The sequence below is a fragment of the Microbacterium sp. SW12 genome (genome assembly GCF_055391095.1).
This window is the reverse complement of sequence record NZ_AP024335.1, coordinates 677,805-703,911: the sequence shown is the minus strand read 5'-3', so window position 1 is coordinate 703,911 and position 26,107 is coordinate 677,805. Positions and strand designations below refer to the sequence as shown.

General features: G+C 67.9%; 23 protein-coding genes. 9 read left to right on the top strand and 14 right to left on the bottom strand.

Translation table 11 applies throughout. From position 1 onward, the window contains the following. Window positions 1–37: 37 nt before the first annotated feature. Both MICSW_RS03465 and MICSW_RS03460 read right to left on the bottom strand, forming a co-directional pair. Window positions 38–613 carry a PH domain-containing protein gene (locus MICSW_RS03465; protein WP_292728362.1) on the bottom strand — a complete coding sequence of 192 codons (576 nt, stop codon included), beginning with the start codon at window positions 611–613 and terminating at the stop codon, window positions 38–40. Window positions 614–631: 18 nt separating this feature from the next. Further along, window positions 632–1,423 (bottom strand): biotin--[acetyl-CoA-carboxylase] ligase, encoded by a 792-nt coding sequence (locus MICSW_RS03460; RefSeq protein WP_464496754.1) that lies wholly within the window; start codon window positions 1,421–1,423, stop codon window positions 632–634. Between the two features lie 229 nt (window positions 1,424–1,652). On the opposite strand from MICSW_RS03460, the gene MICSW_RS03455 reads away from it, so the two are divergent. Both MICSW_RS03455 and MICSW_RS03450 read left to right on the top strand, forming a co-directional pair. Continuing rightward, window positions 1,653–3,242, top strand: coding sequence for an acyl-CoA carboxylase subunit beta (locus tag MICSW_RS03455; protein ID WP_228177543.1), 1,590 nt, complete (start codon window positions 1,653–1,655; stop codon window positions 3,240–3,242). Window positions 3,243–3,248: 6 nt separating this feature from the next. Then, entirely contained in the window at window positions 3,249–3,488 is a 240-nt protein-coding gene (locus tag MICSW_RS03450) for an acyl-CoA carboxylase epsilon subunit (protein ID WP_228177542.1), read from the top strand. A 242-nt stretch (window positions 3,489–3,730) separates the two neighbouring features. On the opposite strand, the gene MICSW_RS03445 is transcribed toward MICSW_RS03450, so the two are convergent. Genes MICSW_RS03445 through MICSW_RS03430 form a run of 4 tightly spaced genes read right to left on the bottom strand, consistent with a single transcriptional unit; the run spans window position 3,731 to window position 8,039 of the window. Then, the gene (locus MICSW_RS03445; RefSeq protein WP_228177541.1) at window positions 3,731–4,807 is read right to left on the bottom strand and encodes a hypothetical protein; all 1,077 of its coding nucleotides are present in this window, start codon (window positions 4,805–4,807) and stop codon (window positions 3,731–3,733) included. Further along, complete coding sequence (locus MICSW_RS03440; RefSeq protein WP_228177540.1) at window positions 4,804–6,063, bottom strand: sensor histidine kinase; 1,260 nt, start codon at window positions 6,061–6,063, stop codon at window positions 4,804–4,806. Before MICSW_RS03440 ends, MICSW_RS03445 begins: the two co-directional genes overlap by 4 nt. Beyond that, window positions 6,060–6,734: a response regulator transcription factor gene (locus MICSW_RS03435; RefSeq protein ID WP_228177539.1), complete on the bottom strand. Its 675-nt coding sequence runs from the start codon at window positions 6,732–6,734 to the stop codon at window positions 6,060–6,062. Before MICSW_RS03435 ends, MICSW_RS03440 begins: the two co-directional genes overlap by 4 nt. Before the next feature lie 9 nt (window positions 6,735–6,743). Beyond that, entirely contained in the window at window positions 6,744–8,039 is a 1,296-nt protein-coding gene (locus MICSW_RS03430; protein ID WP_228177538.1) for a class I SAM-dependent RNA methyltransferase, read from the bottom strand. A gap of 35 nt (window positions 8,040–8,074) precedes the next feature. Here MICSW_RS03430 and MICSW_RS03425 point away from each other — a divergent pair, with 35 nt between their 5' ends. Next, the gene (locus MICSW_RS03425) at window positions 8,075–8,743 is read left to right on the top strand and encodes a Maf family protein (protein ID WP_228177818.1); all 669 of its coding nucleotides are present in this window, start codon (window positions 8,075–8,077) and stop codon (window positions 8,741–8,743) included. A gap of 78 nt (window positions 8,744–8,821) precedes the next feature. Continuing rightward, window positions 8,822–10,588 carry an acetyl/propionyl/methylcrotonyl-CoA carboxylase subunit alpha gene (locus MICSW_RS03420; RefSeq protein ID WP_292729216.1) on the top strand — a complete coding sequence of 589 codons (1,767 nt, stop codon included), beginning with the start codon at window positions 8,822–8,824 and terminating at the stop codon, window positions 10,586–10,588. A gap of 159 nt (window positions 10,589–10,747) precedes the next feature. Here the strand turns inward: MICSW_RS03420 and MICSW_RS03415 are convergent, their stop codons facing one another. Further along, window positions 10,748–12,196, bottom strand: coding sequence for an NAD(P)H-quinone dehydrogenase (locus MICSW_RS03415; RefSeq protein ID WP_464496753.1), 1,449 nt, complete (start codon window positions 12,194–12,196; stop codon window positions 10,748–10,750). A gap of 62 nt (window positions 12,197–12,258) precedes the next feature. On the opposite strand from MICSW_RS03415, the gene MICSW_RS03410 reads away from it, so the two are divergent. Both MICSW_RS03410 and MICSW_RS03405 read left to right on the top strand, forming a co-directional pair. Then, on the top strand, window positions 12,259–13,092 hold the full coding sequence (locus tag MICSW_RS03410; RefSeq protein WP_228177535.1) for a purine-nucleoside phosphorylase: 834 nt from the start codon (window positions 12,259–12,261) through the stop codon (window positions 13,090–13,092). Next, on the top strand, window positions 13,092–14,756 hold the full coding sequence (locus MICSW_RS03405) for a phospho-sugar mutase (RefSeq protein ID WP_228177534.1): 1,665 nt from the start codon (window positions 13,092–13,094) through the stop codon (window positions 14,754–14,756). Before MICSW_RS03410 ends, MICSW_RS03405 begins: the two co-directional genes overlap by 1 nt. A 96-nt stretch (window positions 14,757–14,852) precedes the next feature. Here MICSW_RS03405 and MICSW_RS03400 read toward each other — a convergent pair whose 3' ends face one another. The 6 genes from MICSW_RS03400 to MICSW_RS03375 all read right to left on the bottom strand — a co-directional run bounded on the left by MICSW_RS03400 (window position 14,853) and on the right by MICSW_RS03375 (window position 20,548). Next, entirely contained in the window at window positions 14,853–16,001 is a 1,149-nt protein-coding gene (locus MICSW_RS03400; protein ID WP_464496752.1) for a mannitol-1-phosphate 5-dehydrogenase, read from the bottom strand. Window positions 16,002–16,014: 13 nt separating this feature from the next. Continuing rightward, window positions 16,015–16,452, bottom strand: coding sequence for a PTS mannitol transporter subunit IIA (locus tag MICSW_RS03395; RefSeq protein WP_228177532.1), 438 nt, complete (start codon window positions 16,450–16,452; stop codon window positions 16,015–16,017). Window positions 16,453–16,558: 106 nt separating this feature from the next. Beyond that, on the bottom strand, window positions 16,559–18,247 hold the full coding sequence (locus tag MICSW_RS03390; RefSeq protein WP_464496751.1) for a PTS mannitol transporter subunit IICB: 1,689 nt from the start codon (window positions 18,245–18,247) through the stop codon (window positions 16,559–16,561). Next, on the bottom strand, window positions 18,244–19,932 hold the full coding sequence (ptsP, locus tag MICSW_RS03385; RefSeq protein WP_347424314.1) for a phosphoenolpyruvate--protein phosphotransferase: 1,689 nt from the start codon (window positions 19,930–19,932) through the stop codon (window positions 18,244–18,246). Before ptsP ends, MICSW_RS03390 begins: the two co-directional genes overlap by 4 nt. A gap of 2 nt (window positions 19,933–19,934) precedes the next feature. Continuing rightward, entirely contained in the window at window positions 19,935–20,210 is a 276-nt protein-coding gene (locus MICSW_RS03380) for an HPr family phosphocarrier protein (protein WP_228177529.1), read from the bottom strand. Window positions 20,211–20,230: 20 nt separating this feature from the next. Further along, on the bottom strand, window positions 20,231–20,548 hold the full coding sequence (locus MICSW_RS03375) for a PTS sugar transporter subunit IIB (RefSeq protein ID WP_228177528.1): 318 nt from the start codon (window positions 20,546–20,548) through the stop codon (window positions 20,231–20,233). Window positions 20,549–20,744: 196 nt separating this feature from the next. Between MICSW_RS03375 and MICSW_RS03370 the strand changes: the two genes are divergently transcribed. From MICSW_RS03370 to MICSW_RS03360, 3 genes are all read left to right on the top strand, one after another. Next, on the top strand, window positions 20,745–22,652 hold the full coding sequence (locus tag MICSW_RS03370; protein ID WP_228177817.1) for a BglG family transcription antiterminator: 1,908 nt from the start codon (window positions 20,745–20,747) through the stop codon (window positions 22,650–22,652). Window positions 22,653–22,817: 165 nt separating this feature from the next. Then, window positions 22,818–23,462 (top strand): alpha/beta hydrolase, encoded by a 645-nt coding sequence (locus MICSW_RS03365; protein WP_464496750.1) that lies wholly within the window; start codon window positions 22,818–22,820, stop codon window positions 23,460–23,462. A gap of 384 nt (window positions 23,463–23,846) precedes the next feature. Continuing rightward, window positions 23,847–24,704 (top strand): type IV toxin-antitoxin system AbiEi family antitoxin domain-containing protein, encoded by an 858-nt coding sequence (locus tag MICSW_RS03360; RefSeq protein WP_228177526.1) that lies wholly within the window; start codon window positions 23,847–23,849, stop codon window positions 24,702–24,704. A gap of 249 nt (window positions 24,705–24,953) precedes the next feature. Here MICSW_RS03360 and MICSW_RS03355 read toward each other — a convergent pair whose 3' ends face one another. Further along, window positions 24,954–26,069, bottom strand: a complete 1,116-nt coding sequence (locus MICSW_RS03355) for an adenosine deaminase (protein WP_300591127.1) — start codon at window positions 26,067–26,069, stop codon at window positions 24,954–24,956. Window positions 26,070–26,107 lie beyond the last annotated feature (38 nt).

Genomic DNA, 26,107 nt, shown 5'->3' with positions numbered 1-26,107 from the left:
GATCGCTCGCGTCGGTCGCGTGCAGGCCCGGGTCGGCTCAGGACTCGGGAGGCGTCTGCCCGTCGCGGTGAGCGAGGATCTGATTGACCTCGACCTGGTCGATGAGCACCTCGTGGACGAGCGCGACCTGGGGGACGCGGGTCATCCGCATCGGTGCGTCGACACCGTTCGAAAGGATGAGTGTGCCGCTGCCGGCCAGGCGCTGCAGCGGTCCGCGGCGCATCTGCACCGAATACCCACGAACGTGGGCGAGCTCACGCCGCCGGGTCACGAACAGACCGCTGCGCTCGATGACGCGCCGCGTCGTGATCGTGTAAACGTGCGCGCGCCAGGCCAGAAACGGCAGGAACACGAGCACGAAGATGACGACGGCAGCCGCTGCCAGCAGCATCCAGTTCTCGAAGGGCGCCGGAAGGTTGTCGTAGAAATACCCGGCGGCAGCGGCTACGGCGATCAGTGCGATCGCCGACAGAATCAGCGCGGGCCGGCGACCCCGGATCTTCGCGATCAGCAGTTCGGGCGTCGAAACGCCGGGTGCGGGAGCCAGCGGTCGCCCGACGGAGCTCGGCGGCGGGGAGTACCCCGACGACCCGGTGCCCGGCTGCAGCGACATACCCCCATTGTGGGGGTCTCAGCGGACATGGATGACGTCCCCCGCCGCGACGGGCACCGATTCGCCACCGACCGCGACGATGAGTCGCCCGGCGTCGTCGAGCCCGGTCGCGCGTCCCTCCAGCGTCCGCTCATCAGGCAGCATCACGCGCACCTCGCTCCCGAGTGTCGCGCAGACGCCCCGCACCTCGGTACGCACACGGGCGAATGCATCGGCGGATGCCGCAGCTGCCAGCATCCGGTCGAGTGCGCTGAGGTAGTCCGCGAGCAGCCGGTCGGCGTCGACGTGTGCTCCGGCGATCGCCAACGAGGTCGCCGTGGGCACAGGAAGCTGCTCGGGCGTCATCAGCGTATTGACCCCCGCCCCCACGACGATGGCGTCGGGCTGCCCCGGCACCATCTGCGACAGGATGCCGCACACCTTTGCGCCGTCAATGAGAACGTCGTTCGGCCACTTCAGCGCCACGCGTGAGCCGTCTCCTTCGTTTGGAGGCGCGAACAGACCCCGAATCGCGAGCGTCATCGCCGCGCCGGCGATCAGTGGCACCCACCCTCGCCGCTCGGTGCGGATGCCGGGTACGCGGACAAGAACCGAGATCGCCAGGGCAGCGCCGGCCGGTGCAGTCCACGTGCGATCCAGGCGCCCTCGTCCTGCCCGCTGGTCGTCGGTGACCAGCACCGAGAGGTGGGGGTAGGCATCCGGCTCCCCCGCCACCGCCGCCAGAAGATCGGCGTTCGTGGACCCGGTGTGGGCGACCACATCCAGCCGGCCCGCAATGATCGCCGCCCGCGGAAAGTCGACTGCCTGCATCCGTTCACTGTAGGGCCGCCGGTCCCGGCCACCCCGACGCGAATCGTCACGGTAGGAGAAATCGCGGAGGTAGGCAGATTCCCCCACCAAACGGCCTACGCCGGGGATATCGCCTACCTCCGGGAGGGCAATGACCACCGCCTCCGCATCGGGAAAGGCATAACGGATGCCGCGGCGCGTTGTCGCTGGTCTCCAAGGGCTTCCCGCGACACGCCGATAGTGTGGAGGCGTGACCGACGACAACGACCTGTTCACGACGGCCGGCAAGATCGCCGACCTGCGCGCGCGCTACCAGGAGGCTGTCGTCTCCGCCGAGGAGTCAGCCCGCGAGAAGCAGCACGCCAAGGGCAAGCTCACGGCCCGTGAGCGCATCGAGCTGCTCGTCGATCCCGGCAGTTTCACGGAGCTCGACGAATACGTGCGGCACCGCACGACAGCCTTTGGGATGGACAAGTCGCGCCCCTACGGCGACTCCGTCGTCACCGGAACCGGAACGATCCACGGCCGCACGGTAGCGGTCTACGCCCAGGACTTCTCGACGTTCGGCGGGTCGCTCGGCGAAGTCGCCGGCGAGAAGATCATCAAGGTCATGGAGCTGGCTCTGCGTTGCGGGATGCCGATCATCGGCATCCTGGACTCCGGCGGCGCCCGCATCCAGGAGGGAGTGGTGGCCCTCGGCAAATACGGCGAGATCTTCCGCCTCAACACGCGGGCGTCGGGTGTCATCCCGCAGATCTCGATCATCATGGGGCCAGCCGCCGGCGGCGCCGTGTACTCCCCCGCCCTCACCGACTTCGTCATCATGGTCGACAAGACCAGCCAGATGTTCGTGACCGGCCCCGATGTCATCAAGACCGTCACCGGCGAGGACGTCGGGATGGAAGAACTCGGCGGCGCCTACACCCACAACACTCGGTCGGGAGTTGCCCACTACCTCGCCGAGGACGAAGACGACGCGATCGACTACGTCCGCACAATGCTCGGATTCCTCCCCGACAACAACCTGTCGGAGATCCCCGAGTACGAGAGCCCGTTCGAGTGGGAGACGACGGATGCCGACCGCGCCCTGAACGCGATCATCCCGGACTCCCCGAACCAGCCCTACGACATCCACGAGGTCATCGGCCACATTGTCGATGAGAGCGACTTCCTCGAGGTGCAGCCGTTGTTCGCCCCGAACATCGTGATCGGGTTCGGCAGGATCGAGGGACGGACGGTCGGCATCATCGCGAACCAGCCCTCGCAGATGGCGGGAACCCTGAACATCGAGGCCGGTGAGAAGGCGAGCCGCTTCGTGCGATTCTGCGACGCCTTCTCGGTGCCGATCGTGACCCTCGTCGATGTTCCCGGATATCTCCCCGGCACCGACCAGGAGTGGACCGGCGTGATCCGGCGTGGCGCCAAATTGCTCTACGCCTACGCCGAGGCCACCGTTCCGCTGGTGACGGTGATCCTCCGCAAGGCCTATGGTGGCGCGTACATCGTGATGGGCTCCAAGCAGCTCGGCGCCGACGTCAACCTCGCGTGGCCGACAGCCGAGATCGCCGTGATGGGCGGGCAGGGCGCGGTGAACATCCTGTACCGCGGCGAGCTGAAGAAGGCGGCTGAGACGGGGGAGGATGTCGCTGCGGTGCGCACGCGGCTCGCCAACGAATACACCTACAACGTGGCATCCCCGTTCCTGGCCGCCGAGCGCGGTGAGCTCGACGGGATCATCGAACCGGCCCAGACGCGCGTGTCCATCGCCAAGGCGTTGCGCTCGCTCCGCGGCAAGCGCGCAAGCCTGCCGCCCAAGAAGCACGGCAATATCCCGCTGTAGGACGCGATGAGCACCCGAGAACCAGCGCCCGAAGAACGCGAGCCCGCCGTGCCGATCCACATCGTGCGCGGAGATGCGACAGCCGAAGAGATAGCGGCGGTAGTCGCGGTCGTGGCCGAGCACTATGTCACCGAGCACGCCGAGGCGGTAGCCGACGAACCCCGGCGGTCGGCCTGGGCACTGTCGCAGCGTGCGCTGCGGGAACCGCTGCGGCGCGAACTGGGCTGGAATCGCACCCCCTGCTGACCGCGCCGAGAAAATTGGCCTGGTCCTAGAGCAGGCCAATTTTGTCCCCCAAAATACCTACAGACGAATCGTTGCGGCTCGGCAAGACTGGAACAGCTGGAACGCAGTAGCGTTCGGCTGAACCGCCGTCACCTCTCGTGTGACGCGGCCCAGGTTCGGCCACGCGGCCGGTTTTCGGGTAACCGTCCGCACAGGTGGGGGTGGACTATCTGTCCACCCCCACCATCCTTTTCACGTGGTTGTCACGCCCGGATGTCGGGCTCCGCAGGGAACCGGGTGATCTCGGTCCACAGGTCGACGGTGTCTTCGTCACTGAGCCCGCGGCCGGCATCCGAGCGACCGACAACGGTGACCGCGACGCTCTCGTGGGGCGATGTGCGAATGTAGACCCGATCCGACCGCGCCGATCGCAGAGCAGCGACGAGGCGCTCGCGGATGCTCGCCAGGCTCTCGGGATCGACCCCCTCCAGCCCGCCCTCGTCGAGAACCGTGACTGTCGCGCCCCGACGACGCGCCGCATCGAGTTCGTGACGCACAGCGTCATCGAGCAGGCGGGCGCCGCGGAGTTCATCGCGCAGACTGCCCTCGGCAAGTCGCGCCTCGACGCGTTCGTCGGGGGTCAGCGCGCCACCCTGCGCGATCGTTCGCGCGAGCACCGGGCCCGCGACCGACAGTGCGCGCTGAATCTGAACGCGGCGCTCGCGCTGACGCACGGTGTGGGCCGCCTGCCACGCCGAGGCCGCCCGCTGCAGCTCCACGAGCTTCGCGGTGTCTTTGGCCGCGCGGTCGGTGAGCATCACCAGGAGCTGGGCCAGCCCGACCCAGAGGATCGAGCCGACAAGCCCCTTCTCGAGCGCGTCGAGGATGCCGAGCCAGAACCATGAGATGGCGGCCAGCATGCCGATACCCACCCAGGCGAAGATCGGGCGACGCCTCACCATGACGATGACCATCAGCGCGCCGATGCCGCCGAGATACCAGACGACGTAGGGCTCCTCGATTGCCTCGCGCGGCACAGCGAGCGACAGCGCGTTGGGGACGACGACCGTGGTACCCAACGCCATCAGAGCGGCCGCGAGCGGCATCCGATCGGACGACGCGCGCGGCGCCAATCCTGGCGCGTCCGGGGTGACGTCGTCGTCTTCGGGGTCCCGGTTGCCCCACAGCAGTGCCACACCGGTGGTCACGACGTAGAGGGCGACGGCGGCGACAAGCACCAGGGGCTCGGTGAACGGGCCGGTCCACCATAGGCCGCGCACGGCAAGGTAGGCCGTGAACGCGAAGGCCAAGCCGATGAGCAGGCGACGGACACTGATCATGCGCGCGCCCCCTGCCACGTCAGGCGCACGAGCGTCCCGTTCGAGTCGGAGGTGATGTGGACCGTGCCTCCCACGGCCGCGACACGAGCAATGATCGACCCGCGGATTCCGAGGCGATCATCCGGCACCGTGTCGAGATCGAACCCGTCGCCGAGGTCCTGCACCTCGAGGTGCAGCCGCTGGGTGTCGGGCTCCTGGCGGGCCGAAACCGTGAGGCCGATGCCGCCGGCGTGCTCGATCGAGTTCGCGATCGCCTGCATAGCCGCGAGGATCAGCGCGTTAGCGGCGCGACCCGGAAGCTCGGGAGCATCGTGGCTATACGCGCGCTCCACGACGAGGTCGACGCCCAGCCCGCGCGCACCCCGTTCCACCTCTTCGACGAGCGTTGCGAAGCGTCGTGGCGCATCGCTACCCAACCCCGCATCGGATTCCGCGTTCGCGAGGCGAGTCAACGCCTCCTGTGCCATCGCCACGGCAAGGCCCTGCTCCCGAGGCGTTTGTGCGCGCTCCGAAGCGATGAGGGCCGCCAGAACGCTGTCGTGCATGAGGGCGGCGACAGCGACGCGCTCGTTCTCAGCCGCTTCGGTGACCGCCGCGGCGGTGTAGGTCTCCACTGCGGTGCGGCGAGACTCGTCGACATTGTCGGCGATCGACCGGAACATCCACCCCAGCGTCACGAAGACGCCGCCCAGGATGATGGCGAACGAGACATCCAGCAGCGTCGGCCACCAGAAGTCGACGGCGAACCCAGCCTGCGCCAAGCGCGTGATGCCGAACAATACGGGCACGAAGATGGTCCACGCCATCTGCCACACCAAGGGCAGGAACATGATGGATGAGGCAGTGACCACGCTGACGAGGAACCACGTCCACGGCGGGTCGGACGGCGGAATATCCTGTCCCGCCACGACGAAGGGCCAGGCGACGAGCGTCGCGACGAAGACGGCGCAGAAGGTTATGGCGGCCGGTGCAATGCTCCGACCCACGATATAGGTGACCAGCAGAGCGGCCAGCGACCCGAAGTTGGCGACCATGGAGGCGACATGCCAGGCTTCGGGTTCCTGCACCGAGCCCAGCGCCGCCACGAACGCTTGGGCGCCGAGGGCGACCGAGCCGACGGCCAAGACGATGCTGATCATCCGCTCGATCCGCCGCCGCGTGAACGAGCCGAGTCCCGCCGTCGGATCGTGGGCAAGGGGAATCTGCGCCCACGCGGCAGCCAGCGCTCGCTCTCGGGGGTGGGTCGGGGCGCTCATTTCTGACCCGATGCTCCGGCGGCGAACGCGTCGGCCGAGACGAGGCCGTCTTCGAGAGCTCGACGCATGAGGTCGAACTTCGTAGATGCCGACCTTCCGACCTCGACGTACTTGAGCCGCACGCGGCTGATGTTCTCTTTCGCTGTCGAGTACGCGATGCCGAGGCGCTCAGCGACAGCTTTCAAAGGCAATCCGGCGGCATAGAGGCGCAGCACATCTCGCTCCCTGGCCGACAGTTGCGCGTCGGCGAACTCGCGGTCACCTTCGATGGCGCTTGCCCACTCGACGTTGTTCAGCGGGTCGCCGTGGGCAACGGCGTGGATAGCCGAGATCACATCATCGATCGGAGAGGCCTTGCTCACAACACCGATGGCACCGGCCACGAGAGCTTCTCGCACTGCCGAGGGCCGGTCTGCCACCGAGTGCACCAGGATGCTGGAGCCGTCGGCGACGAGTCGTCCCACGTTCTCTCGTACTGTCGTGCCGTCGCCCAGGGTGAGATCGAGCACGACCACATCGACCGGTGGAGCGCTCGTCGCGCGCCGCCAGCGGACGTACTCGGTGACAGTACTTCCCGAGAAGACGATCTCGGGACCCCCGTCTGTCACACACGCCGCCTCTACCCCCAAGCGCACGGACTCATGGTCATCGATCAGAGCCACCCGCGTCATGGGGTCACTCTACCGAGCAGCATCGCGTCTGAGCAGTGCGACAGCCTCCATGTGGTGCGAATGGGGAAACAGATCGATGCCGCGGACGCGATCGGTTCGGTAGCCGTGGCCGGCGAAGCGGGAAAGGTCACGGGCGAGGGCGACCGGATCGCATGCGACGTACACGACGGATGCCGGGCCCAGCGCGGCCAGATCGTCGACCACCGCAGCGCCCGCGCCCGTGCGGGGCGGATCGAGCACGACGGTGCCGCGCGCGAGCCGTTCCCGGTCGCGGTTGCTGATCGTCTGGCGCAGCGCGCGCGTCCAGCGGTCCACCCGTGCGGTCTCCGCTCGCGCTCCGACCCACTCTGCGAGGTTCTCTCCGGCGTGTTCCGTGGCCCGCTCGTTCCCCTCGACCGAGGTGATGCGCGCCGAGGGTCCGGCGAGATCACCCAAGAGCGCCCCGAACAGGCCGACACCGCCGTACAGGTCAAGGTGCCACCCGTCCGGGTCGACAGCGTCCGCAAGCTCTTCGGCGACGACAGTCGTAAGGGTGGATGCCGCGAGCCGGTGCACCTGCCAGAAGCCGTCGGCGTCGACACGGAACCGGCGGGTACCGACGTGTTCGACGATGACGTCGTTGCTGCGGCGGGCCGCGCGTCCCTTCCGAGCCGCGTCTGTGCTCGGGTGCACGAGAATCCGGACATGCCCATCAGCGGGCTGGACGAGGTCGACGCGCCCGGGTGCAGGACGCCCGAGAGCTGCGGCTGCCCGCTCGATTGCCGCGGTTGCCAGCGGCAGAGTCTCGGTCGGGATGACGCGGTGGCTCCGCGCCGCATAGGCACCTACGCGTCCATCGTCGTCCACGTGCAGCGAGACCCGGGTTCGCCATCGCGTGCCATCGGGCTGCTCGGCAACGACGTGGTTGCCGACGGATGCCGCGCGTGGCCCCTCGAACTCGACGGGGGGCTCCAGGCGGCCGGTGCGCTGCAGCGCCGTCGCGAGGATGTGGCGCTTGATCTCACGCTGGTGGGCGAGATCGATGTGACCGAACTCCGCGCCGCCGGGGCGATCCGCGGGGTCGCGGTCGATGTCTGCCTCGGGCCAGATATGGCGTTGGCGGTGGGGCGATGCATCCGTCACCTCGACGGTCTCGGCCCGCCAGAACGACGGCTTCGAGACATCCGTCAGCCGAGCCCGCACCCGTTCGCCCGGAATCGCGTCGGCAGTGAACACCACCCGACCGTCGAGTCTGCCCACGAAGACCCCGCCGTGAGCGGCATCCGTGATCTCGAGGTCGACGATCTGTCCCACGTCGCCGGTCATGCATCGAGCATCTCATGGCCCGCTACCGTGGAACGATGCGCGTCCTGCTGGCATCCACCTCCCCCGCCCGGCGCGCGTTGCTGCGCCAGGCCGGTATCGAGCCGCTGACCATGGCCCCGGAGGTTGACGAGGACGCCGTGATCCACGCCGTGGAGGCCGCCGAAGGGCGCACACTGCCGCCCGACGAGCATGTCCTGCTGCTCGCGCGTCGCAAGGCCCTGGATGTCGTTGCGCGGCTTGCGCTCGAGGACGCCGACTTCGACGGGCTCGTCATCGGCGGCGACTCGATGTTTGAGCTCGACGGGCTCGTGCTCGGCAAACCGCACGAGCCTGCCATTGCGACCGAACGCTGGCACGCGATGCGGGGCCGCACCGGCATCCTCCACTCCGGGCACAGCGTATATCGGGTCATCCCGGGTCGAACACCCGTCGAAGCCCATGCGGTGGCTCACGCCTCGGTGACGTTCGTCGAGGACGTGACGGATGCCGAGATCGAGGCCTATGTCGCTACCGGCGAACCGCTGGCCGTGGCCGGCGCGTTCACGGTCGACAGCCTCGGCGGTCCGTTCATCTCCCGCGTCGAGGGCGACCCCTCGACGGTGGTCGGGATGTCACTGTCGACGCTGCGAAAACTGGCTCGAGAGCTCGGAGTCGCGTGGACCGAGCTGTGGAATCGCTCGGAAGAATCAGCGGAGCATCCGTAGACCTCGCTGCACGTTCATCGGCCTTTCTTGTCGAAACAATCCAATTTCGCGCCTGGGGGCCTCGGTAGGCTGACATCCATGCCTCACATCGCCAAGGTCCTCGTTGCGAACCGCGGCGAGATTGCCGTACGCATCATCCGCGCAGCACGGGACGCCGGCAAGGGGTCGGTGGCGGTGTACGCCGACCAGGATCGCGATGCTCTGCACGTCCGCCTCGCTGACGAGGCCTACGCGCTCGATGGCTCGACGAGCGCCGAGACGTACCTCTCGATCGACAAGATCCTGTCGGTCGCGCGGCGTTCGGGAGCCGACGCGGTCCACCCCGGGTACGGGTTCCTGGCAGAGAATGCCGACTTCGCTCGCGCGGTGATCGCTGCGGGACTCACCTGGATCGGCCCGTCACCGGAAGCCATCGAGGCTCTGGGCGACAAGGTCACCGCACGCCACGTCGCCGAAAAGGTCGGAGCGCCCCTCGCCCCGGGCACGCCAGGCCCCGTCTCCGGCGCCGACGAGGTTCTCGCGTTCGTTGACACCCATGGGCTGCCGATCGCGATCAAGGCCGCGTATGGCGGTGGCGGGCGCGGCCTGAAGGTCGCCCGCTCTCGCGACGAGGTTGCCGAGCTGTTCGAATCCGCGACGCGGGAGGCGATCGCAGCATTTGGGCGCGGCGAGTGCTTCGTCGAGAAGTACCTCGACCGGCCCCGACACGTCGAGACCCAGTGCCTCGCGGATGCCGAGGGCACTGTCGTCGTGATCTCGACCCGCGACTGCTCGCTGCAGCGGCGTCATCAGAAGCTCGTGGAGGAAGCACCCGCACCGTTCCTCTCCGATGAGCAGCACCGCATCCTCGTCGAGTCGTCGAAGGCGATCCTGCGCGAGGTGGGTTACCTCGGCGCCGGCACCTGCGAGTTCCTCATCGGAGCTGACGGCACGATCTCGTTCCTGGAGGTCAACACGCGTCTGCAGGTCGAGCATCCGGTCTCGGAGGAGGTCACGGGCATCGATCTCGTCCGCGAGCAGTTCCGCCTCGCCGAAGGCGAAGCGCTCGGCTACGACGACCCCGAAGCGGTCGGCCACTCCATCGAGTTCCGCATCAACGGCGAGGATCCGGGCCGGAACTTCCTGCCCCAGCCCGGCGACATCCACGTTTTCAAGACCTTCGGTGGTCCCGGCATCCGCCTCGACTCGGGCGTGACCGCCGGTGATTCAGTGAGCGGCGCCTTCGACTCGCTGCTCGCGAAGATCATTGTCACCGGTCGTGATCGCGCCGAGGCGCTGGATCGCGCTCGGCGCGCGCTCGACGAGTTCGAGGTGGCGGGGATGCCGACAGTCCTGCCCTTCCACCGCAAGGTGGTACGCGACCCCGCCTTCACTGCCGAGGACGGTCAGTTCGGCGTCTACACGAGCTGGATCGAAACCGCGTTCGATAACGACATCCCGGCGTGGGATGGCGAAATCGGCGCGCCCCGTGCGGAAGAGTCCCGGCACACCGTGGTCGTCGAGGTCGCCGGGAAGCGCCTGGAGGTGAGCTTGCCCGACCGCGTCGTGACAGCCCCTGCCGGCCGCGGGCGCCCCGCCGCCGTGCCGCCGTCGCGGCGCTCACACACCGCAAGCGCCGTGTCGGGCGCCTCGGGCGACGCCGTCATGGCGCCGATGCAGGCGACGGTTGTGAAGATTGCCGTCGAGGACGGTCAGCAGGTCGTCAAGGGCGACCTCGTTCTCGTCCTCGAGGCGATGAAGATGGAGCAGCCGATCCAAGCGCACAAGGACGGCGTCATCGGCGCGATCAACGCCACGCCCGGCACGACGGTGTCAGCCGGGCATCCGTTGCTCACGATCTCCTGAGCTGAGTCGAAAGTTCGGTCGCGCCTACATGCGGGTTCGGTCTGTGCCGAGCCGCGCCAAGGCGCGACCGAACGGAACACGAAGACGTTCAGTCGCGCCTACCTGCGGGGTCGGCGCACCGACACCCGCACGAGGGCGCGACCGAACGGAAGAGCAGGCCTACTCTTCGGGCTCGTCGCGGTCGACGATGTGCATCGCCCGGGCGGCGTCAGTGATCGTGCCGGCCAGCGACGGGTAGACAGCGAAGACGCGCGAGACCTGATCGACAGTGAGGCGGCGCTCGACGGCGATCGCGATCGGGTAGATGAGTTCGGAGGCACGGGGTCCGACGATGACGCCACCGACGACCGTGCCGCTGCCCTCGCGGGCGATGAGCTTCACGAAACCGTCGGAGATTCCCATCATCTTGGCCCGCGGGTTGGACGAGAGCGGCAGCTTATGGACGACACCGCCGATGCGGCCGGCGTCAATGTCTGCCACGCCCCATCCGACTGTTGCGATCTCGGGCGCCGTGAAGATGTTGGCGGTGATGCGGCGCTTTTCGAGCGGGATGACGACGTCCCCGAACGCATGGAAGACGGCGGTGCGCCCCTGCATCGCCGCGACCGACGCCAGGGGGAAGAAGTTCGTGCAGTCGCCGGCAGCATAGATGTTCGGGACTGACGTCCGTGCCACCCGGTTGACGCGAATGTGACCGCTCTGTGTCAGCTGCACCCCAGCCTGCTCCAGGCCGATGCCCGCGGTGTTCGGAATCGATCCGACCGCCATCAGGCAGTGGCTCCCCTCGACGCGGGTGCCGTCCGAGAGCGTCACCACAACGCCGTCCCCCTCCCGCACCACGGACTTCGCGCGGGACTTCGGCAGGAGTGTCATCCCGCCGCGCAGGAAGACGCTCTCGATCACGGCAGCGGCATCCTTGTCTTCGCCGGGGAGCACCTGGTCGCGACTGGAGATGAGCGTGACCTTGGAACCCAGGTTCATGTACGCCGATGCGAACTCCGCACCGGTAACGCCCGAGCCGACCACGATGAGGTGCTCCGGCAGCGTCTTCATGTCGTAGAGCTGCGTCCAGGTCAGGATGCGTTCCCCGTCGGGCTTGGCACTGGGAAGCTCACGCGGCGAGGCGCCCACGGAGATCACAAGCGTGTCGGCCTCGATGCGGTCGAAGTCCGTGCCGCCGGGACCCGTGGAGACGACCACGGCGTTGTCATCCTCGACGCGGCCGTGTCCCTCGAGGATCGTGACGCCTGCCTGCAGCAGGGAAGCTCGCATGTCCTCGGACTGCTGGCGCGCCAGGGCGAGGAGCCGCTTGTTGACCTGTGCGAGGTTGATCGCGATCTCAGGCTTGAGCGGGCGACCGTCGCCACCCTTGGCGAACAGCTGAACACCGAGCTCCCCCGCGTCGGCGATCGCGACAGCGGCGTCAGCCGTCGCGATGAGCGTCTTGGACGGTACGACGTCGGTGATGACCGCCGAGCCGCCGACACCGGCCCGCTCGACGAGGGTGACGTCCGCCCCCAGCTGCGCTGCCGCGAGCGCCGCCTCGTAGCCGCCGGGACCACCGCCGATGATCGCGACGGATTGGGTGCGCCCGAAGCTCAAAGACATGCGTCCATTGTTTCAGCAAGCCCCCGTTGTTCCCGCCAGTCACGGGTTCCTAGAGTGGGAGCATGTCAGACACGCTGAGCAACCCGCTCGATGATCCTCACGCCGACCCCTTCGAGGTCGCGCGAACCGCAGCAGCCGATATCGCTCGCCTCACCGGCGTCGAGCACCACGACATCGCGCTGACTCTAGGGAGCGGCTGGGGCAAGGCAGCCGACCTCATCGGCGAGACCGTCGCGACGATTCCGGCGACGGATGTCACGGGCTTCAGCAAGCCCGCCTTAGAAGGCCACGTGGGTTCGCTACGCAGCATCCGTACTCCCAAGGGCAAGCACGTGCTCGTGATCGGCGCACGCACCCACTACTACGAAGGCCACGGACCGCGCCGCGTCGTGCACAGCGTGCGTACGGCCGCCGCGACCGGCGCCAAGACGATGGTGCTCACCAACGGCGCCGGCGGCATCAAGCCGTCCTGGAAGCCGGGACAGCCGGTTCTCATCAGTGACCACATCAACCTGACCGGCGCATCGCCGCTGGAAGGCGCGACCTTCATCGACCTCACCGACCTCTACTCCGTGCGACTGCGTGACGTTGCCCGAATGGTGGATCCGACACTCGACGAAGGCGTGTACTGCCAGTTCCGCGGGCCCCAGTACGAGACTCCGGCCGAGGTGCGGATGGCAAAGACCATCGGCGGACACATTGTCGGGATGTCGACAGCGCTCGAGGCTATCGCCGCCCGTCAAGCAGGGATGGAGATCCTCGGGTTCTCGCTCATCACGAACATGGCTGCCGGCATCCAGACGACCCCGCTGAGCCACCAGGAAGTCATCGAGGCCGGCAAAGCGGCAGAACCGGTGATCTCGGCGTTGCTGGCGCGCGTCATCGGCGAGCTGTGATGAGTGTGGTCGACGCCGCTCGGGTCTGGCTCGAGCAGGATCCCGATCCGGACACCCGAGCCGAGCTTGCCTCGCTCCTCGAGGCGGCTGATGCCGGCGACGCTGCTGCGCTCGGCGAGCTGGAGGATCGCTTCGGCACCCGCCTCGCCTTCGGAACCGCGGGGCTTCGCGGTGCTCTGGGCGCCGGTTCCAACCGGATGAACCGGGTCCTCGTGACACAGGCCGCGGCAGGGCTTGCCGCATACCTGCGCGAGCGAGCAGGAACCGACGCCACGCCGCGCGTGGTGATCGGATACGACGGACGCCGAAACTCCGATGTCTTTGCTCGCGACTCCGCGGAGATCTTCGCGGGCGCAGGCTTCGAGGCGGTGCTGCTGCCACGGCTGCTGCCGACCCCCGTGCTCGCGTTCGCCGTGCGCCACCTGGATGCCGCAGCCGGCGTCATGGTGACGGCATCCCACAACCCGCCCGATGACAACGGCTACAAGGTGTATCTCGGCGGCGTCGACGCGGGTTCGCAGATCGTATCCCCCGCGGATGCCGAGATCGCGACGCACATCGAGGCGGTGGCTGCCGGCGACATCCGTGATCTGCCGCGCAGTTCGGCGTACGAGATCGCACCGGAGTCGGTGGTGGACGCCTACGTCGGGGCGACCGCCGCGGTCGCGCCGGCGGGTCCCGGCGCGACCGGGATGCGGTGGGTCTACACCGCCATGCACGGCGTCGGGTGGGAGACGCTCGCCCGCATCCTCGACGCTGCCGGGTATCCGGCGCCGACGCCGGTGACCGCCCAGATCGAGCCCGACGGGCGGTTCCCGACCGTGTCGTTCCCAAACCCCGAAGAGCCCGGGGCGATGGACCTTGCCTTCGAGACGGCTCGGCAGGTCGGGGCGGAGTTCATCCTCGCCAACGACCCAGATGCTGATCGACTCGCCGTTGCGGTGCCCGACCCGGCCGCGCCGGAGGAGTGGCGGCGCCTGACCGGGAACCAGATCGGGCTGCTCCTCGGGTGGCGCGCGGCGCGGGCGGCGGATGCGGCATCCGGTGCAACCCTCGCCTGCTCCCTGGTGTCTTCACCAGGCCTCGCTGCCGTCGCCGAGCACTACGGGCTGGGCTTTGCAGCAACCCTCACCGGGTTCAAGTGGATCTCCCGTGCCCCGGGAATGATCTACGGGTTCGAGGAGGCTCTCGGCTACCTCGTGAACCCCGAGACCGTACGCGACAAGGACGGGATTTCGGCGGCGGTCGCGATGCTGGGGATGATCGCCGAAGCGCGAGCATCCGGTCGCACGGTCGGTGACCTGTTGGCCGAGTTCGACGAGACATTCGGCGCGTTCGCCAGCGACCAGATCTCGCTGCGGGTGAGCGATCTGTCGCTGATCGGCCGGATGATGTCGGCGCTTCGGGCAGCTCCCCCGGCGGCGATTGGCGGCGTGACGGTGGCGCGCATTGACGACCTGCTGACGGGCGTCGATGGCCTTCCGCCGGGCGACGTGCTGCGGCTATGGCTCGAAGACGGGTCTCGCATCATCATCCGCCCGAGCGGCACCGAGCCCAAGCTCAAGGTGTATCTCGATGTTCGCGCAGAGACGGCCGACGCGGCATCCACCCGCCTGACCGATCTGGCCGCCGGCGCGCGCGACTTGCTCGCCGCCGTCAGCTGACGGGGCCGCAGCTAACTCCTCGAATCCGGGTCTGGGGCGCAGCCGCGGCGCCGCGAACGCGCGGTTTGCCGGCGATGTTGAGGAGTTGGCTGCGGCTCACAGCTGGCGCTGGCGGGCGTGGACGACCTCGAGAAGGTCGACAAACAGCGGATGCTGGGGTGTCAGGCCCGTGATCCGAGTCACGGCGGCGGCGGCATCCGTTTCGCGAAGCAGCTGCTGCAGCTCCTGGGACTGCGGGTCGTCGGGGTCGTCGAACTCTAAGGCAGCACCGACAGCCGCGAGCAGTCCCGACACCGACATCCCGCGCTCCGCGGCCTCAGCGGCAGGGCCGATGAATCGCTCGTGCCGCGACAGCTTGCGCAGCGGCTGGCGCCCGACCCGACCGACGGTGTCGGGCAGCGCAGGGTTCTGGAATCGCCGCAGGATCGTCGCCCGATAGTCGGCGAGCTCTTCGACGGGCAGTTCGTGCTTGGCCGTCAGAAGCGCCGAGGTCTCTTCGAGCGCCGCGATCACCTGACCTGCGATCGAGGGATCGGCGAGAGTCTGCGCGATCGTCACGTGCCCGGCGCGAGCGCCGAGGTACGCGGCTGCGGCGTGCCCGGTGTTGACGGTGAAGAGCTTGCGCTCGATGTAGGGCGCGAGGTCGTCGACGAAGTGGGCGCCGGGAATCTGCGGCGGGTCGTCGCCGAACGGCGGTCGCTCGATGGCCCATTCGAAGAAGGGCTCGACGGTGACATCCACCCCGGCACCCTCAGGCTGCGCCGGCACGATTCGGTCGACGGCGGTGTTCGCGAAGACGGCCCGGGCCTGGAGGTCAGTCCAGCTCTCCCCCGCGGCTGCGGCGACCTCATCCCGCAGCAGGTCGGTTGCGTTGATGGCATTCTCACACGCCATCACGTGGAGCGCCGCCTGCGCGGCCCCCGGGGCGGCGAGCCCTGCGGCGATGTGCGGGGCGACGAATCGAAGGACAGTGGGACCCACAGCGGTCGTTACCACGTCGGCCGTCGCGATCTCAGCCACGAGAGCATCGGGGTCGGTGGCGGAGTTGATCGCCCGAAACCCCGTCACCGTCTTGTCGACACCACCCTCGCCGACCTCGTGGACGGTATACGACGATGCCGCGTTGATCGCATCGACCAGGGGCGCCGCGACATCCGAGAACACAAGCTCGTAGCCGCCCTCGTGGAGGAGCAGCCCGACGAAGCCGCGTCCGATGTTGCCCGCGCCGAAGTGGACGGCCTTCATGACTGCCTCCTCCTCAGACGCCGGCGGCGGAGACGATGGCGAACAGGTCGTCGCTTGTCGCGGCAGCCTTTAGTCTTGCGACGTCATCCTCGTCGGAGAACAGGATCGCGATCTGCGACAGGATCTCGAGGTGCTCATCGCCGACACCGGCGATACCGACGACGAAGGTCACGGTTTCGCCGTCCCAGTCGACGCCGCCGTCGTACCTGACGACGGACAGGGCCGACGCGAGGATGGCGTCCTTGGCGTCGTTCGTGCCGTGCGGGATCGCAAGCTCATTGCCCATGTAGGTCGAGACGGTCTGCTCGCGGGCAAGCATCGCGTCGTAATACGCCGAGGTCACTGCTCCGGCAGCGACCAGAAGATCTGCCGCCTCCCGGATCGCTTCGTCCCGCGTTGCCGAGCCCGCATGAATCCGCACGCGGTCGCTCGTGAGAACCTCACTGGTCATAATGAAACCTTCCTCCCCGGGAAAATTGCCGTCTCGTCGCATACGGGTGACGAGACGAAGGACGAGGGTGCGGGGCGGCCTGCGCCGCCCCGCACCGACTCATCGGTTATGCACCATCCTGGTGCTGGTCGCGGACCAGCTCCACAACCTCGTCGTACTTCGGCGAGTTCATGAAGTTGTCGACCGACACATGTACGGCATCCGGAGTCTTCTGCCGGGCCCGGTCGGTGAGCTGGTTCTGCGTGATCACCAGGTCGGCGGAAGCATCCAGATTCGCGATCGCCTTGTTGGTGACCGTGACATCGGTGATCCCCGCCTTCGTGATCTTGTTGCGCAGCACGCTCGCGCCCATTGCAGATGACCCCATGCCCGCGTCGCACGCGAACACGATGTTCGAGATCTGCTTGGTTTCGAGACGTCCTCCGCTGGCGAGACCCCCCGTTGCCCGAGCGGTCTCTGCCTCGTCGTACGCCTCGTCGGCGTCGCCTGCGGCGCGGGCGTCAGCACCAGCGCTGGCGCGAAGACCAGCGAGCGCAGCCGACTCCTTGCCCTTGTTGGCCTCGGTCTGTGCGATGGCGGCGCTGAGGTCGCCGCCGAGCCCCGCTTCGAGGTCGCGCTTACGGCTTGCGCGCAGCATGATCCCTGCGAGCAGGAACGTCACTGTGGCAGCAAGAATCACCGAGAGATAGACCACCAGAAGGTTTCCGACTCCCGGACCGATTGCGGCAAAGGTGACGGCGATGATGCTTCCCGGAGCGGCTGGGAATGCCAACCCTCCCTGCAGAAGCATGTTGGTCGCGACTCCAGTCGCGCCACCCGCGATGAGCGCGAGGATCGTGATCGGCTTCGACAGCGCGTACGGGAAGTAGATCTCGTGAATGCCGCCGAAGAACTGGATGATGATCGCGCCGGGAGCCGAAGCCTTGGCCGCGCCGACACCGAAGAAGGTAAACGCCAGGAGGAGTCCGAGACCGGGTCCGGGGTTTGCCTCGATGAGGAACAGAATCGACTTGCCGGTCTCGGCTGCCTGCTCGATCCCCAGCGGCGTGAAGACACCGTGGTTGATGGCATTGTTCAGGAACAGCACCTTCGCCGGTTCGACGATGATCGACACGAGCGGCAGCAGGTTCACCGAGACGAGCCAACCGACCGCGCCACCAAGGACTGCGCTGACGCCGAGCATGACGGGGCCGAACACGAAGAACCCGACGATCGCGAGGATCATTCCGAGGATGCCGGCGGAGAAGTTGTTGACCAGCATCTCGAAGCCGGGCTTGATCTTGCCGTCCCAGATCCGGTCCATCCACTTGGTCATGAGAGCAGCGAACGGGCCCATGATCATGGCACCGAGGAACATCGGGATGTTGGTGCCGACGATTACACCCATGGTCGCGATCGTCGCGACCACACCACCGCGCTCGCCGTAGACCATGCGACCACCAGTGTTGGCGATCAGAAGCGGCAGCAGGTAGACAATCATCGGGCCGACGAGGCCGACATACGAGAAGAAGTTCCCGCCGTCACCTTCGGCCAGCTGCACCATTGCGCCCTGCCAACCGATGAGAGCCTCATCGCCGCCGGAGCCGATGATGTCTGAGACGGGGTACCAGTGCCAGCCGAAGGGGCTGTCGGGGCCGAAGAAGCCCGACGGGATGAAGAGCATCGTAATGAAGCCCCAGGCGATGAATGCCGCGATGTTCGGCATGATCATGCCCGAGAGGAAAGTGCCGAATCGCTGGACGGCGACGCGCGCCCGCCCAGGATCCTTCGCCACTCCAGGCGACGTCGTTGTCATTGCGTTCTCTCTTTCTGTGAGTCGGAGGCTGCGTGTGCAGCCTCCCGTGCGGTTGCCGCGTCAGTTGCGGCCAGCGCGGCCTCAGCGATGCGCCGGGCATCGTCGAGGGAGTAGGTGAGCAGGGTCGCGCGCACGTCGGCGAGCGCGGTGGGTGCCATCGAGAGCGAGGTGGCTCCGAGCCCGACGAGCACGACAGCCAGCAGCGGGTCGGCTGCCGCTTCGCCGCAGATGCCGACGGGCTTGCCCGTCCGCGCGCCGGCTGCGCCGACCTCGCGGATGAGGCGAAGGACCGCGGGATGCCACGGATCCTGGAATCCCGCGACCGAACCGAGCAGGCGGTCGGCGGCCAGGGTGTACTGCGTCAGGTCGTTCGTCCCGATGGAGGCGAAGTCCGCGTGCGCGAAGATGTGCTCGGCAAGGAGAGCCGAGGAGGGCACCTCGACCATGACCCCGGCGGTGCGGATACCGTACTCTCGCGCGATCGCCGTGAAGTATTCGGCCTCGTCCACGGTGGACACCATCGGCGCCATGACCCAGAGGTCAGCACCCGACCCCGCCTTGCGGGTCTGCTCGTCCGCCTCGGCGAGCGCAGTGAGCTGTTCGCGCAGGATGTCCTCGCTGGCCCGCAGCGCCCGAAGGCCACGGAGGCCCAGCGCCGGGTTCTCTTCGTGCGCATCGTTGAGGAAAGGCAGCGGCTTGTCGGCGCCGGCATCCAGCACCCGCACCACAACCTTCTTGCCGGCGAACGCGGCGAGGAGCTCGGCGTACGAGGCGCGCTGCTGCTCGACAGTGGGCGCCGAACTCGCGGAGAGGAACAGGAACTCGGTGCGGAACAAGCCAACGCCTTCGGCCCCGAGTGCCACGGCTTCGGCAGCTCCGGCGGGGTTGCCGAGGTTCGCCAACAGCGGCACCGCTGTCCCGTCGGCGAGAGCGCCGTCGGTGATCGGGGCACCCGCAGCGGCTGCTCGCGCGTTCGCCCGGTTCTCGGCCCGGGTGAGCTCATCGTCGGAAGGCTCGGTCGTCACGGCGCCTGCGGCGGCATCCACGATCACGGTCTCGTCGTCGGCCAGCTCTGCGGCGCCTGCAACGCCCACGACCGCGACGATGCCCTTCTCCCGCGCGAGAATCGCGGTGTGCGAGGTCGGGCCACCCTCCGTGGTGACCAGCGCCAAGACCTGATCGAGGTCGAGCAGGGCGGTGTCGGCCGGCGCGAGGTCTTTGGCGACAAGAACGAACGGATGCCCCGGGTCGGGCACTCCCGGTGCGGCAACACCCTGCAGCCGGGCGATCACGCGCTGGGCGACATCGTCGAGGTCAGCGGCGCGCTCACCGAGGTAGCCGCCGACCGCCTCCAGCTGAGCACGGAACGACGCAAACGCCTCGTGCACGGCACGCTCGGCGGTCTTGCCCTGCGCGAGCGACGCATCTACCTCGTCCGTGAGCGTCGGGTCTTCGGCCATCATGGCCTGCGCCTCGAGCACCTCCTGAGCTGCTCCCCCGGCCTGCTCGCCACGCTTCTCGAGCTCGCGCGCGACGGCGGCTAGCGCCTCCTGCACCCGCGCGCGCTCCTCGTCGGCCCCGATGGCGCTCGGGTTGTCATCAGGTGCCGGCAGGGGTGCCGCCATCCGCGCGACCGGCCCGTGGGCGACGCCCAGGCCGATGCCGACTCCTCGCAATTGCGCCATGATCAGGCGGCGTCGTGGTCGGTGGTGAGCAGTTCGCTCAGGGTGTCCAGCGCCGCCTCCGCGCCCTCACCATCCGCGGTGAGGGTCACATAGTCACCGTGTTCGACACCGAGCGAGATCACGCCGAGGATGCTCGCCGCGTTCACTGGAGCCCCGGCATCCTTGGCGATCGTGATCGGGATGCCGGCGTCCTTCGCGGCCTGGGCGAACAGCTTCGCGGGCCTGGCGTGCAGGCCGTGCGACGAGCCGATGCGGACCGTGCGGGTGATCTCAGACATGGTTCCCTCCCTGGAACTGGCTATTCGGTGACGGATGCGGCGCGAGCCGCGGTGGCAAGCTGAAGAATCCGCGAACCGTCGCGATCCTCGAAAGCATCGGGCGGAAGGAGCACCGCGATCGACTCGTGTGCGCTGGCCACCGTGCGGATCCGCTGAAACTCGGACTCGAGATGAGGACCAACAAGCACGATGTCGACGGGCTCGGTGATACCCGCGAGAGTGTCCTCGGTACCCGCAGCGACCTCGACGTGAACGCCACTGGCCGCGGCTGCGCTTCGCAACCGCTGTGCGACGAATGTGCTGGACGCTCCTGCGCCGCAGATCACCAGGATCCTCATCGACCCGCCTCCTTCGAAATCGATTCTTGTGAGAACGCTGAGAGGCGACAACCAGTCCTTTTTCCGCGGGGGCGGAAGAGCGTTTCCGCCGGCGTAGCCCTGCGCGCGCGCTCGGCGTGGTTGACTGACACGGTCGAGGACGCGCCCGGTGCGACCTCGCGCGAGGAGTTCGGTGACACGACCACGACAGGATCGGATGTTGAGCCTGCTCGTCCGCGAGGGCGAGTGGGTCACCGCCGCGACCCTCGCTGACGCCCTGGGGGTCACGCCGCGCAGCATCCGTTCGTATGTCACCGCTGTCAACGCGCGCGTGCCCTCCGGCGCCGCTATCGAGTCGGGTCCGTCGGGGTATCGTGCCGGGATCGACGCCGCAGCAGCGCTCCGGGCGTCGGCGGCAGCTGACGCCGGCACACCACGGGACCGGCTTCACACGCTCGTCCGAGCGCTGCTGAACGACCCCGAGGGTATCGACGTGTTCGAGACCGCCGACGCGCTCCACGTCAGTCCTGCAACGCTCGAAGCGGACCTCGGTCGGGTCCGTAGCCTCCTGGGAGGCACCGGCATCACCCTTGAGCGCTCGGCCTCGACAGCTCGCCTGCGCGGCGCCGAGGTCGCGCAGCGCCGCCTGCTGAGCTCCCTCGCTCACGACGAGATGGAAGCGGGCGCGTTCGACTTCGACGCGCTGCGCCGCTCCCTGGGCGGATCTTCCATGGGCGCCAACGTCTTCGGGCCGTTCAAGCCCGCACTGGTTGCTCGGATGGGCGAGCTCGGCTACTACGTCAACGAGTTCGGCATCGCGGATGTGCTGATGCACATCGCCATCACAGCCGACCGGGCATCCCAGGGCCGCTCACTAGAGGGGACCACCGGCTCACCGATCTCCGAGGATCGTCGTGCGGTCGCCGAGGTTCTCGACGCCCTGGTGCGCGAGCACATCGGGGTCGATCTGGGGCACGGAGACCTCGACCATCTGGCGATCCTCGTCCTGACGCGGGTCGTCGCTCCGGGCGCTGCAGCACCGAGCGAGCGAGCGCGGGAAAACCTGGATCCTCAGCTCGAACAGGTGGTTCGCGAGATCGTCCAGGACGCGGCATCCGAGTTTCTCGTCGACATCGCGCACGAAGACTTCGTCGTGCGCCTCTCCCTTCACGTGCAGAACCTCCGGCAGCGTGCCGCGGCTCAGGCCTGGTCGCGAAACCCCCTCACCCGGTCGCTGAAGACGAGCTACCCGATGGTGTTCGAGGTCGCTGTCTTCATCGCGGGGCAACTCCACGAACGGCTCGGCATCCCGCTACTCGATGATGAAATCGCCTACATCGCCATGCACGTGGGCGGACGGCTCGAGCGCAGCCGCCGCAGCGAGCAGCTGCTCACCGCGACAATTGTCTGCCCTGGGTACTACGAACTGCATGAGCTGCTTCGGTCGAGCGTCGATCGCTCTCTCGGCCGCGCGATCGAGGTCGTCGGTGTCGACACGCGCGCGGATCCCGACTGGGAGGCGATCCACACCGACCTGGTGCTTTCGACGATCGAACCGCCCACACCGTCGGACCGAATCGTCAGGGTGCAGCCGTTCCTCACCGAGAGCGACGTCGATCGCGTTCAAGCGACTGCGAGCCGCATCCGCCGCGGGCGACGCCTGGCGCGACTGCGCGCAGACCTCGCACGGTACTTCGTCGCGGGCGCGTTCAGTCGTGAGCTGGCGGCAGCCGGCAGCGAGGAAGAAGCCATCAGGCTGCTCGGCGCACCCCTCGTCGCAGAAGGCGTCATCGACCAGGACTACATCGAGCGCGCGATCCACCGTGAACAGCTCTCGTCGACAGCGTTCACCGATGCCCTTGCCGTTCCCCACGCCATCGGGATGACGGCAACTCGCACGGCGATCTCTGTCGGGGTCTCGGAGAGCTCGATCGCCTGGGGCGATTCCCGCGTCCAGGTGGTCGCACTGGTGGCGTTTTCGGAATCAGACCGCGCCGCATTCCAGACCGTCTTCGAGCAGTTTGTCGAAGTGTTCTCCGAGCGCGAGAGCGTGCAGCGCATCGTACGCCGAGCGACCGACCTCGCGGGGTTCCTCGACGAGTTGGCGGCAGTCATCGACGGCTGATTCCGCCGCGGCTTACTAGGCTCAGAGGGTGGATGCCGACCCTGCCCCGCCCCGCGACGCCGACGCTCCCGCGCAGCGCGCATCATCGGCTGGATCGCGGCAAGTCTCGGCATCCTGCTGATCGTCGCCGTCATCGGGATCGTCATCTACTCGCAGGTCGGCGTCATGGCGGCAGAGCCCGAGCCGCTCGCCGCGGTGAAGGCCGATCCGGCGATCGCGATCACCGATGATTCGGCAGCCATCGTGCTCGCGCCCGTCGAGGGTGAGACCGGCGATGGACTGGTGTTCATCCCCGGCGCGAAGGTCGACCCGTGGGCGTATGCCGCGAAGCTTTCGGGCATCGTCGAGTCGGGCACGACAGTAGTGATCACAAAGCCGTGGTTGAATCTGGCGTTCTTCGATCTGAGGCCGCTGGACGCGTTCACGAGCCTTGCCCCGGATGTCGACACCTGGGCCGTCGGCGGTCACTCACTCGGCGGGGTTCCCGCGTGCCAGCTCACCGAGAGTGCCCAGGCCCTGATCCTGTTCGCGTCCTACTGCGCGAACGACCTCAGCACGTCGGGGCTTCCGGTGCTCAGCCTCGCCGGAGAACTCGACGGCCTGTCCACGCCCGAGAAGATCGCGGATGCCCGCCCGCTGCTCCCGGCGGGTGCCGACATGGTCGAGATCGCGGGCGCCGCGCACTCATCGTTCGGCGACTACGGCCCCCAGCCGGGCGACGGCACACCGACCATCTCGGATGCCGACATGACCGAGACCCTCACCTCCGAGGTCGACCGTTTCTTGCAGACGCAGGTCGCGGGCGGCTGACGCCCCCTCGGACCGGGAGCCACTTCGTCGACGGCTCCTGCGGCGATTGTGGCTAACTCCTCACATCCGGCGCGCCTGCGGCACATCATGTCCGCTCGCGCCCTGATCTGACGGCGATCTTGAGGAGTTAGCAACGGCCGACCGTCGAGCGGCGCATCCACCCACCGACCGCCACGGCCGCAGCGAACTCCTCCTATTCGCCGCGCCGTGGGCCGGTTCGACCGCGCAGCACCGGCCGCGGCCGTCAGTTTTGAGGAGTTAGCAACACTCGGCGGACAGGCGCCGCGGCGAGAACCGATCCTCCCCACCTCGCCTCTCAGCTCCGGTCTCCCCAGCCATCACATCCGTCGGCCACCCTCCCCCGCACGACGGTTGACTGCCGTCATGCCGAACGCTGCGAGCGCGACATCCCCAGCCCTCCGCCATCGGATACTCGAGACCTCGGACCTCCGCGCGCACGGCCTGTCGGAACGGCGCATCAGGTTGTTGGTCGATTCCGGGCAGCTGCTTCGCGTGCGGCGCGGCAAGTACCTCGCCGTCGATGTACCACCGTGCCTCTCCGAAGCGGCACGCCTCGGAGGCCGGCTGGACTGCGTCTCTCTGCTCCGCGAGGCAGGCGTCTTCGTCGCATCCGACCCGCCGCTCCACGTCCAGCTCGACAATGGCGCGAGCCGGCTGCCCGCGCGCCCGCACCACGTCGTCGCACACTGGCGCGCCACTGGAGCTCATCGCTGTTCCCCCATCGCGCCCTGGGTTGAGGCCCTCGCGCAGGCCTGCCGGTGCCAGGACCCGCGGTCCGCGATCGCGACGCTCGACAGCGCATGGCATCGGGGACTTGTCGACGAAGCAGAACTGCGGGAGGTATTTACTCGTCTTCCGCTGCGTTACCGAGCACTCCACGGGCTCCTCGATCGACGGGCGGAGTCCGGCACCGAAACGCTCATGCGGCTCATCCTCCGCACGCTCGGATGCGACATCCGTGTGCAGCAGAGCGTTCCCGGGGTGGGGCGGGTCGACTTCATCGTCGATGGTTGGCTGATCATCGAATGCGACAGTGAAGCGCACCACTCGGGCTGGGACGCTGCTAAGCGCGACCGGCGCCGCGATATGACGGCCGCGGCTCTCGGATACACGACGATCCGACCGATCGCGGAAGACATCCTGCATCACCGAGATGAGCTGACGACGACGCTTCGCGCGATCATCGAGCGCGGTGATCCGGTTCGTGCTCGTCGTCGCTAACTCAGCAAAGCTGACCGGATTCTGCGGGCTCGCGAGATCCGCGGATGCCTGAATGGCTGGTTTTGAGGAGTTAGCTGCGCCGATGGCCATCGCCGCCCGTCCGCATCCAGCGCCGGCAGGACCGGCGGCGCCCCCGCCAACGCTCACGCTGTCGCTAACTCCGCAGAACCGCGCGGAATGCCGCCACCCGGCCCCTTACCGACCGTCGATGCGGCCAAACCTGAGGAGTTAGCGACTCCGTGGCCCGACTTAGCGGTCGAAGCCCTCGCCGATGAGCTCGATGAGTTCCTCACGCTCTTCGACCGGCAGGAAGGCGCCTGCCGCAGCGTTGAGCTGGAAGACTTCGAGGTCATCGAGGTCGTACTCGAAAGCGTCAGCGAGCAGGGCGAGTTCGCGGGTCAGCGATGTCCGGCTCATCGTGCGGTTGTCGACATTCACCGTCACCGAGAAGCCCAGCTGGTAGAGCAGGTCGAAGGGGTGATCGGCGAGCTCCTCGCCCCACTTTTCGATCGCTCCGGTCTGCAGGTTGGAGCTCGGCGAGAGCTCGAGTGGGATCTCGCGGTCGCGCACCCACCGAGCAAGGTCGCCGAACTGCACCAGCACCTCGTCGCCCGCCCGCGAGACGACATCGAGGTCTTCCGCGATGCGCACCCCGTGGCCCAGGCGCAGTGCCCGCCCATCGAGCAGAGCCGAGCGAATCGAGTCCAGGCCGGCAGCCTCACCCGCGTGGACCGTGACCGGGAAGAACTCGCTGGCGAGGTAGTCGAAGGCCTCACGGTGGCGCGCGGGGAGGAATCCGTCTTCGGGGCCGGCGATGTCGAACCCGACGGCGCCGCGCTCACGCCACTGAACGGCCAGCCGCGCGATCTCCAGGGACCGGTCGGTGTGGCGCATCGCGGTGATCAGCTGCCCGACACGGATGTCGTGACCTGCCTGCTCTGCGGCATCCTCACCCTCTTCGATGCCGTCCTGCACGGCCTCGACGGCCTCCTCGAGCGACAGCCCGCCCGACAGATGCTGCTCGGGAGCCCACCGCACCTCGCCGTAGATCACGCCGTCGGCGGCGAGATCCTCGACGAATTCCCGAGCGACGCGGGTGAGTCCCTCGCGGGTCTGCATGACCCCGACGGTGAGATCGAACGTCTTCAGGTACTCGACGAGCGAACCCGAATCGGAGCGCTCCGCGATCCAGTCGGCGAGATCATCCGCCGTGTCCTCGGGGACCTCGAGCCCTGCCTCGTCGGCAAGCTCGAGGATCGTCGCCGGCCGCACACCGCCGTCGAGGTGGTCGTGCAGCGACACCTTGGGGAGCTTGCGGATCGACATCCCCTGCAAGACGTGGTCACCGTGCTGATCGATCGACATGAGGGCTCCTGAGTGTGGGGATGGCGGGCGCGGGGAAG

Excerpts from the sequence above, each read along its gene's own strand:
- MICSW_RS03460 (WP_464496754.1), bottom strand. The coding sequence starts at position 1,423 with ATGCAGGCAGTCGACTTTCCGCGGGCGGCGATCATTGCGGGCCGGCTG.
- MICSW_RS03415 (WP_464496753.1), bottom strand. The coding sequence starts at position 12,196 with ATGTCTTTGAGCTTCGGGCGCACCCAATCCGTCGCGATCATCGGCGGT.
- MICSW_RS03395 (WP_228177532.1), bottom strand. The coding sequence starts at position 16,452 with ATGACCAGTGAGGTTCTCACGAGCGACCGCGTGCGGATTCATGCGGGC.
- MICSW_RS03375 (WP_228177528.1), bottom strand. The coding sequence starts at position 20,548 with ATGAGGATCCTGGTGATCTGCGGCGCAGGAGCGTCCAGCACATTCGTC.
- MICSW_RS03365 (WP_464496750.1), top strand. The coding sequence starts at position 22,818 with ATGGCGGCAGAGCCCGAGCCGCTCGCCGCGGTGAAGGCCGATCCGGCG.
- MICSW_RS03445 (WP_228177541.1), bottom strand. The coding sequence starts at position 4,807 with ATGATCAGTGTCCGTCGCCTGCTCATCGGCTTGGCCTTCGCGTTCACG.
- MICSW_RS03405 (WP_228177534.1), top strand. The coding sequence starts at position 13,092 with ATGAGTGTGGTCGACGCCGCTCGGGTCTGGCTCGAGCAGGATCCCGAT.
- MICSW_RS03380 (WP_228177529.1), bottom strand. The coding sequence starts at position 20,210 with ATGTCTGAGATCACCCGCACGGTCCGCATCGGCTCGTCGCACGGCCTG.
- MICSW_RS03355 (WP_300591127.1), bottom strand. The coding sequence starts at position 26,069 with ATGTCGATCGATCAGCACGGTGACCACGTCTTGCAGGGGATGTCGATC.
- MICSW_RS03450 (WP_228177542.1), top strand. The coding sequence starts at position 3,249 with ATGAGCACCCGAGAACCAGCGCCCGAAGAACGCGAGCCCGCCGTGCCG.
- MICSW_RS03435 (WP_228177539.1), bottom strand. The coding sequence starts at position 6,734 with ATGACGCGGGTGGCTCTGATCGATGACCATGAGTCCGTGCGCTTGGGG.
- MICSW_RS03420 (WP_292729216.1), top strand. The coding sequence starts at position 8,822 with ATGCCTCACATCGCCAAGGTCCTCGTTGCGAACCGCGGCGAGATTGCC.
- MICSW_RS03400 (WP_464496752.1), bottom strand. The coding sequence starts at position 16,001 with ATGAAGGCCGTCCACTTCGGCGCGGGCAACATCGGACGCGGCTTCGTC.
- MICSW_RS03360 (WP_228177526.1), top strand. The coding sequence starts at position 23,847 with ATGCCGAACGCTGCGAGCGCGACATCCCCAGCCCTCCGCCATCGGATA.
- MICSW_RS03440 (WP_228177540.1), bottom strand. The coding sequence starts at position 6,063 with ATGAGCGCCCCGACCCACCCCCGAGAGCGAGCGCTGGCTGCCGCGTGG.
- MICSW_RS03390 (WP_464496751.1), bottom strand. The coding sequence starts at position 18,247 with ATGACAACGACGTCGCCTGGAGTGGCGAAGGATCCTGGGCGGGCGCGC.
- MICSW_RS03430 (WP_228177538.1), bottom strand. The coding sequence starts at position 8,039 with ATGACCGGCGACGTGGGACAGATCGTCGACCTCGAGATCACGGATGCC.
- MICSW_RS03425 (WP_228177818.1), top strand. The coding sequence starts at position 8,075 with ATGCGCGTCCTGCTGGCATCCACCTCCCCCGCCCGGCGCGCGTTGCTG.
- MICSW_RS03370 (WP_228177817.1), top strand. The coding sequence starts at position 20,745 with ATGTTGAGCCTGCTCGTCCGCGAGGGCGAGTGGGTCACCGCCGCGACC.
- MICSW_RS03465 (WP_292728362.1), bottom strand. The coding sequence starts at position 613 with ATGTCGCTGCAGCCGGGCACCGGGTCGTCGGGGTACTCCCCGCCGCCG.
- MICSW_RS03410 (WP_228177535.1), top strand. The coding sequence starts at position 12,259 with ATGTCAGACACGCTGAGCAACCCGCTCGATGATCCTCACGCCGACCCC.
- ptsP (WP_347424314.1), bottom strand. The coding sequence starts at position 19,932 with ATGGCGCAATTGCGAGGAGTCGGCATCGGCCTGGGCGTCGCCCACGGG.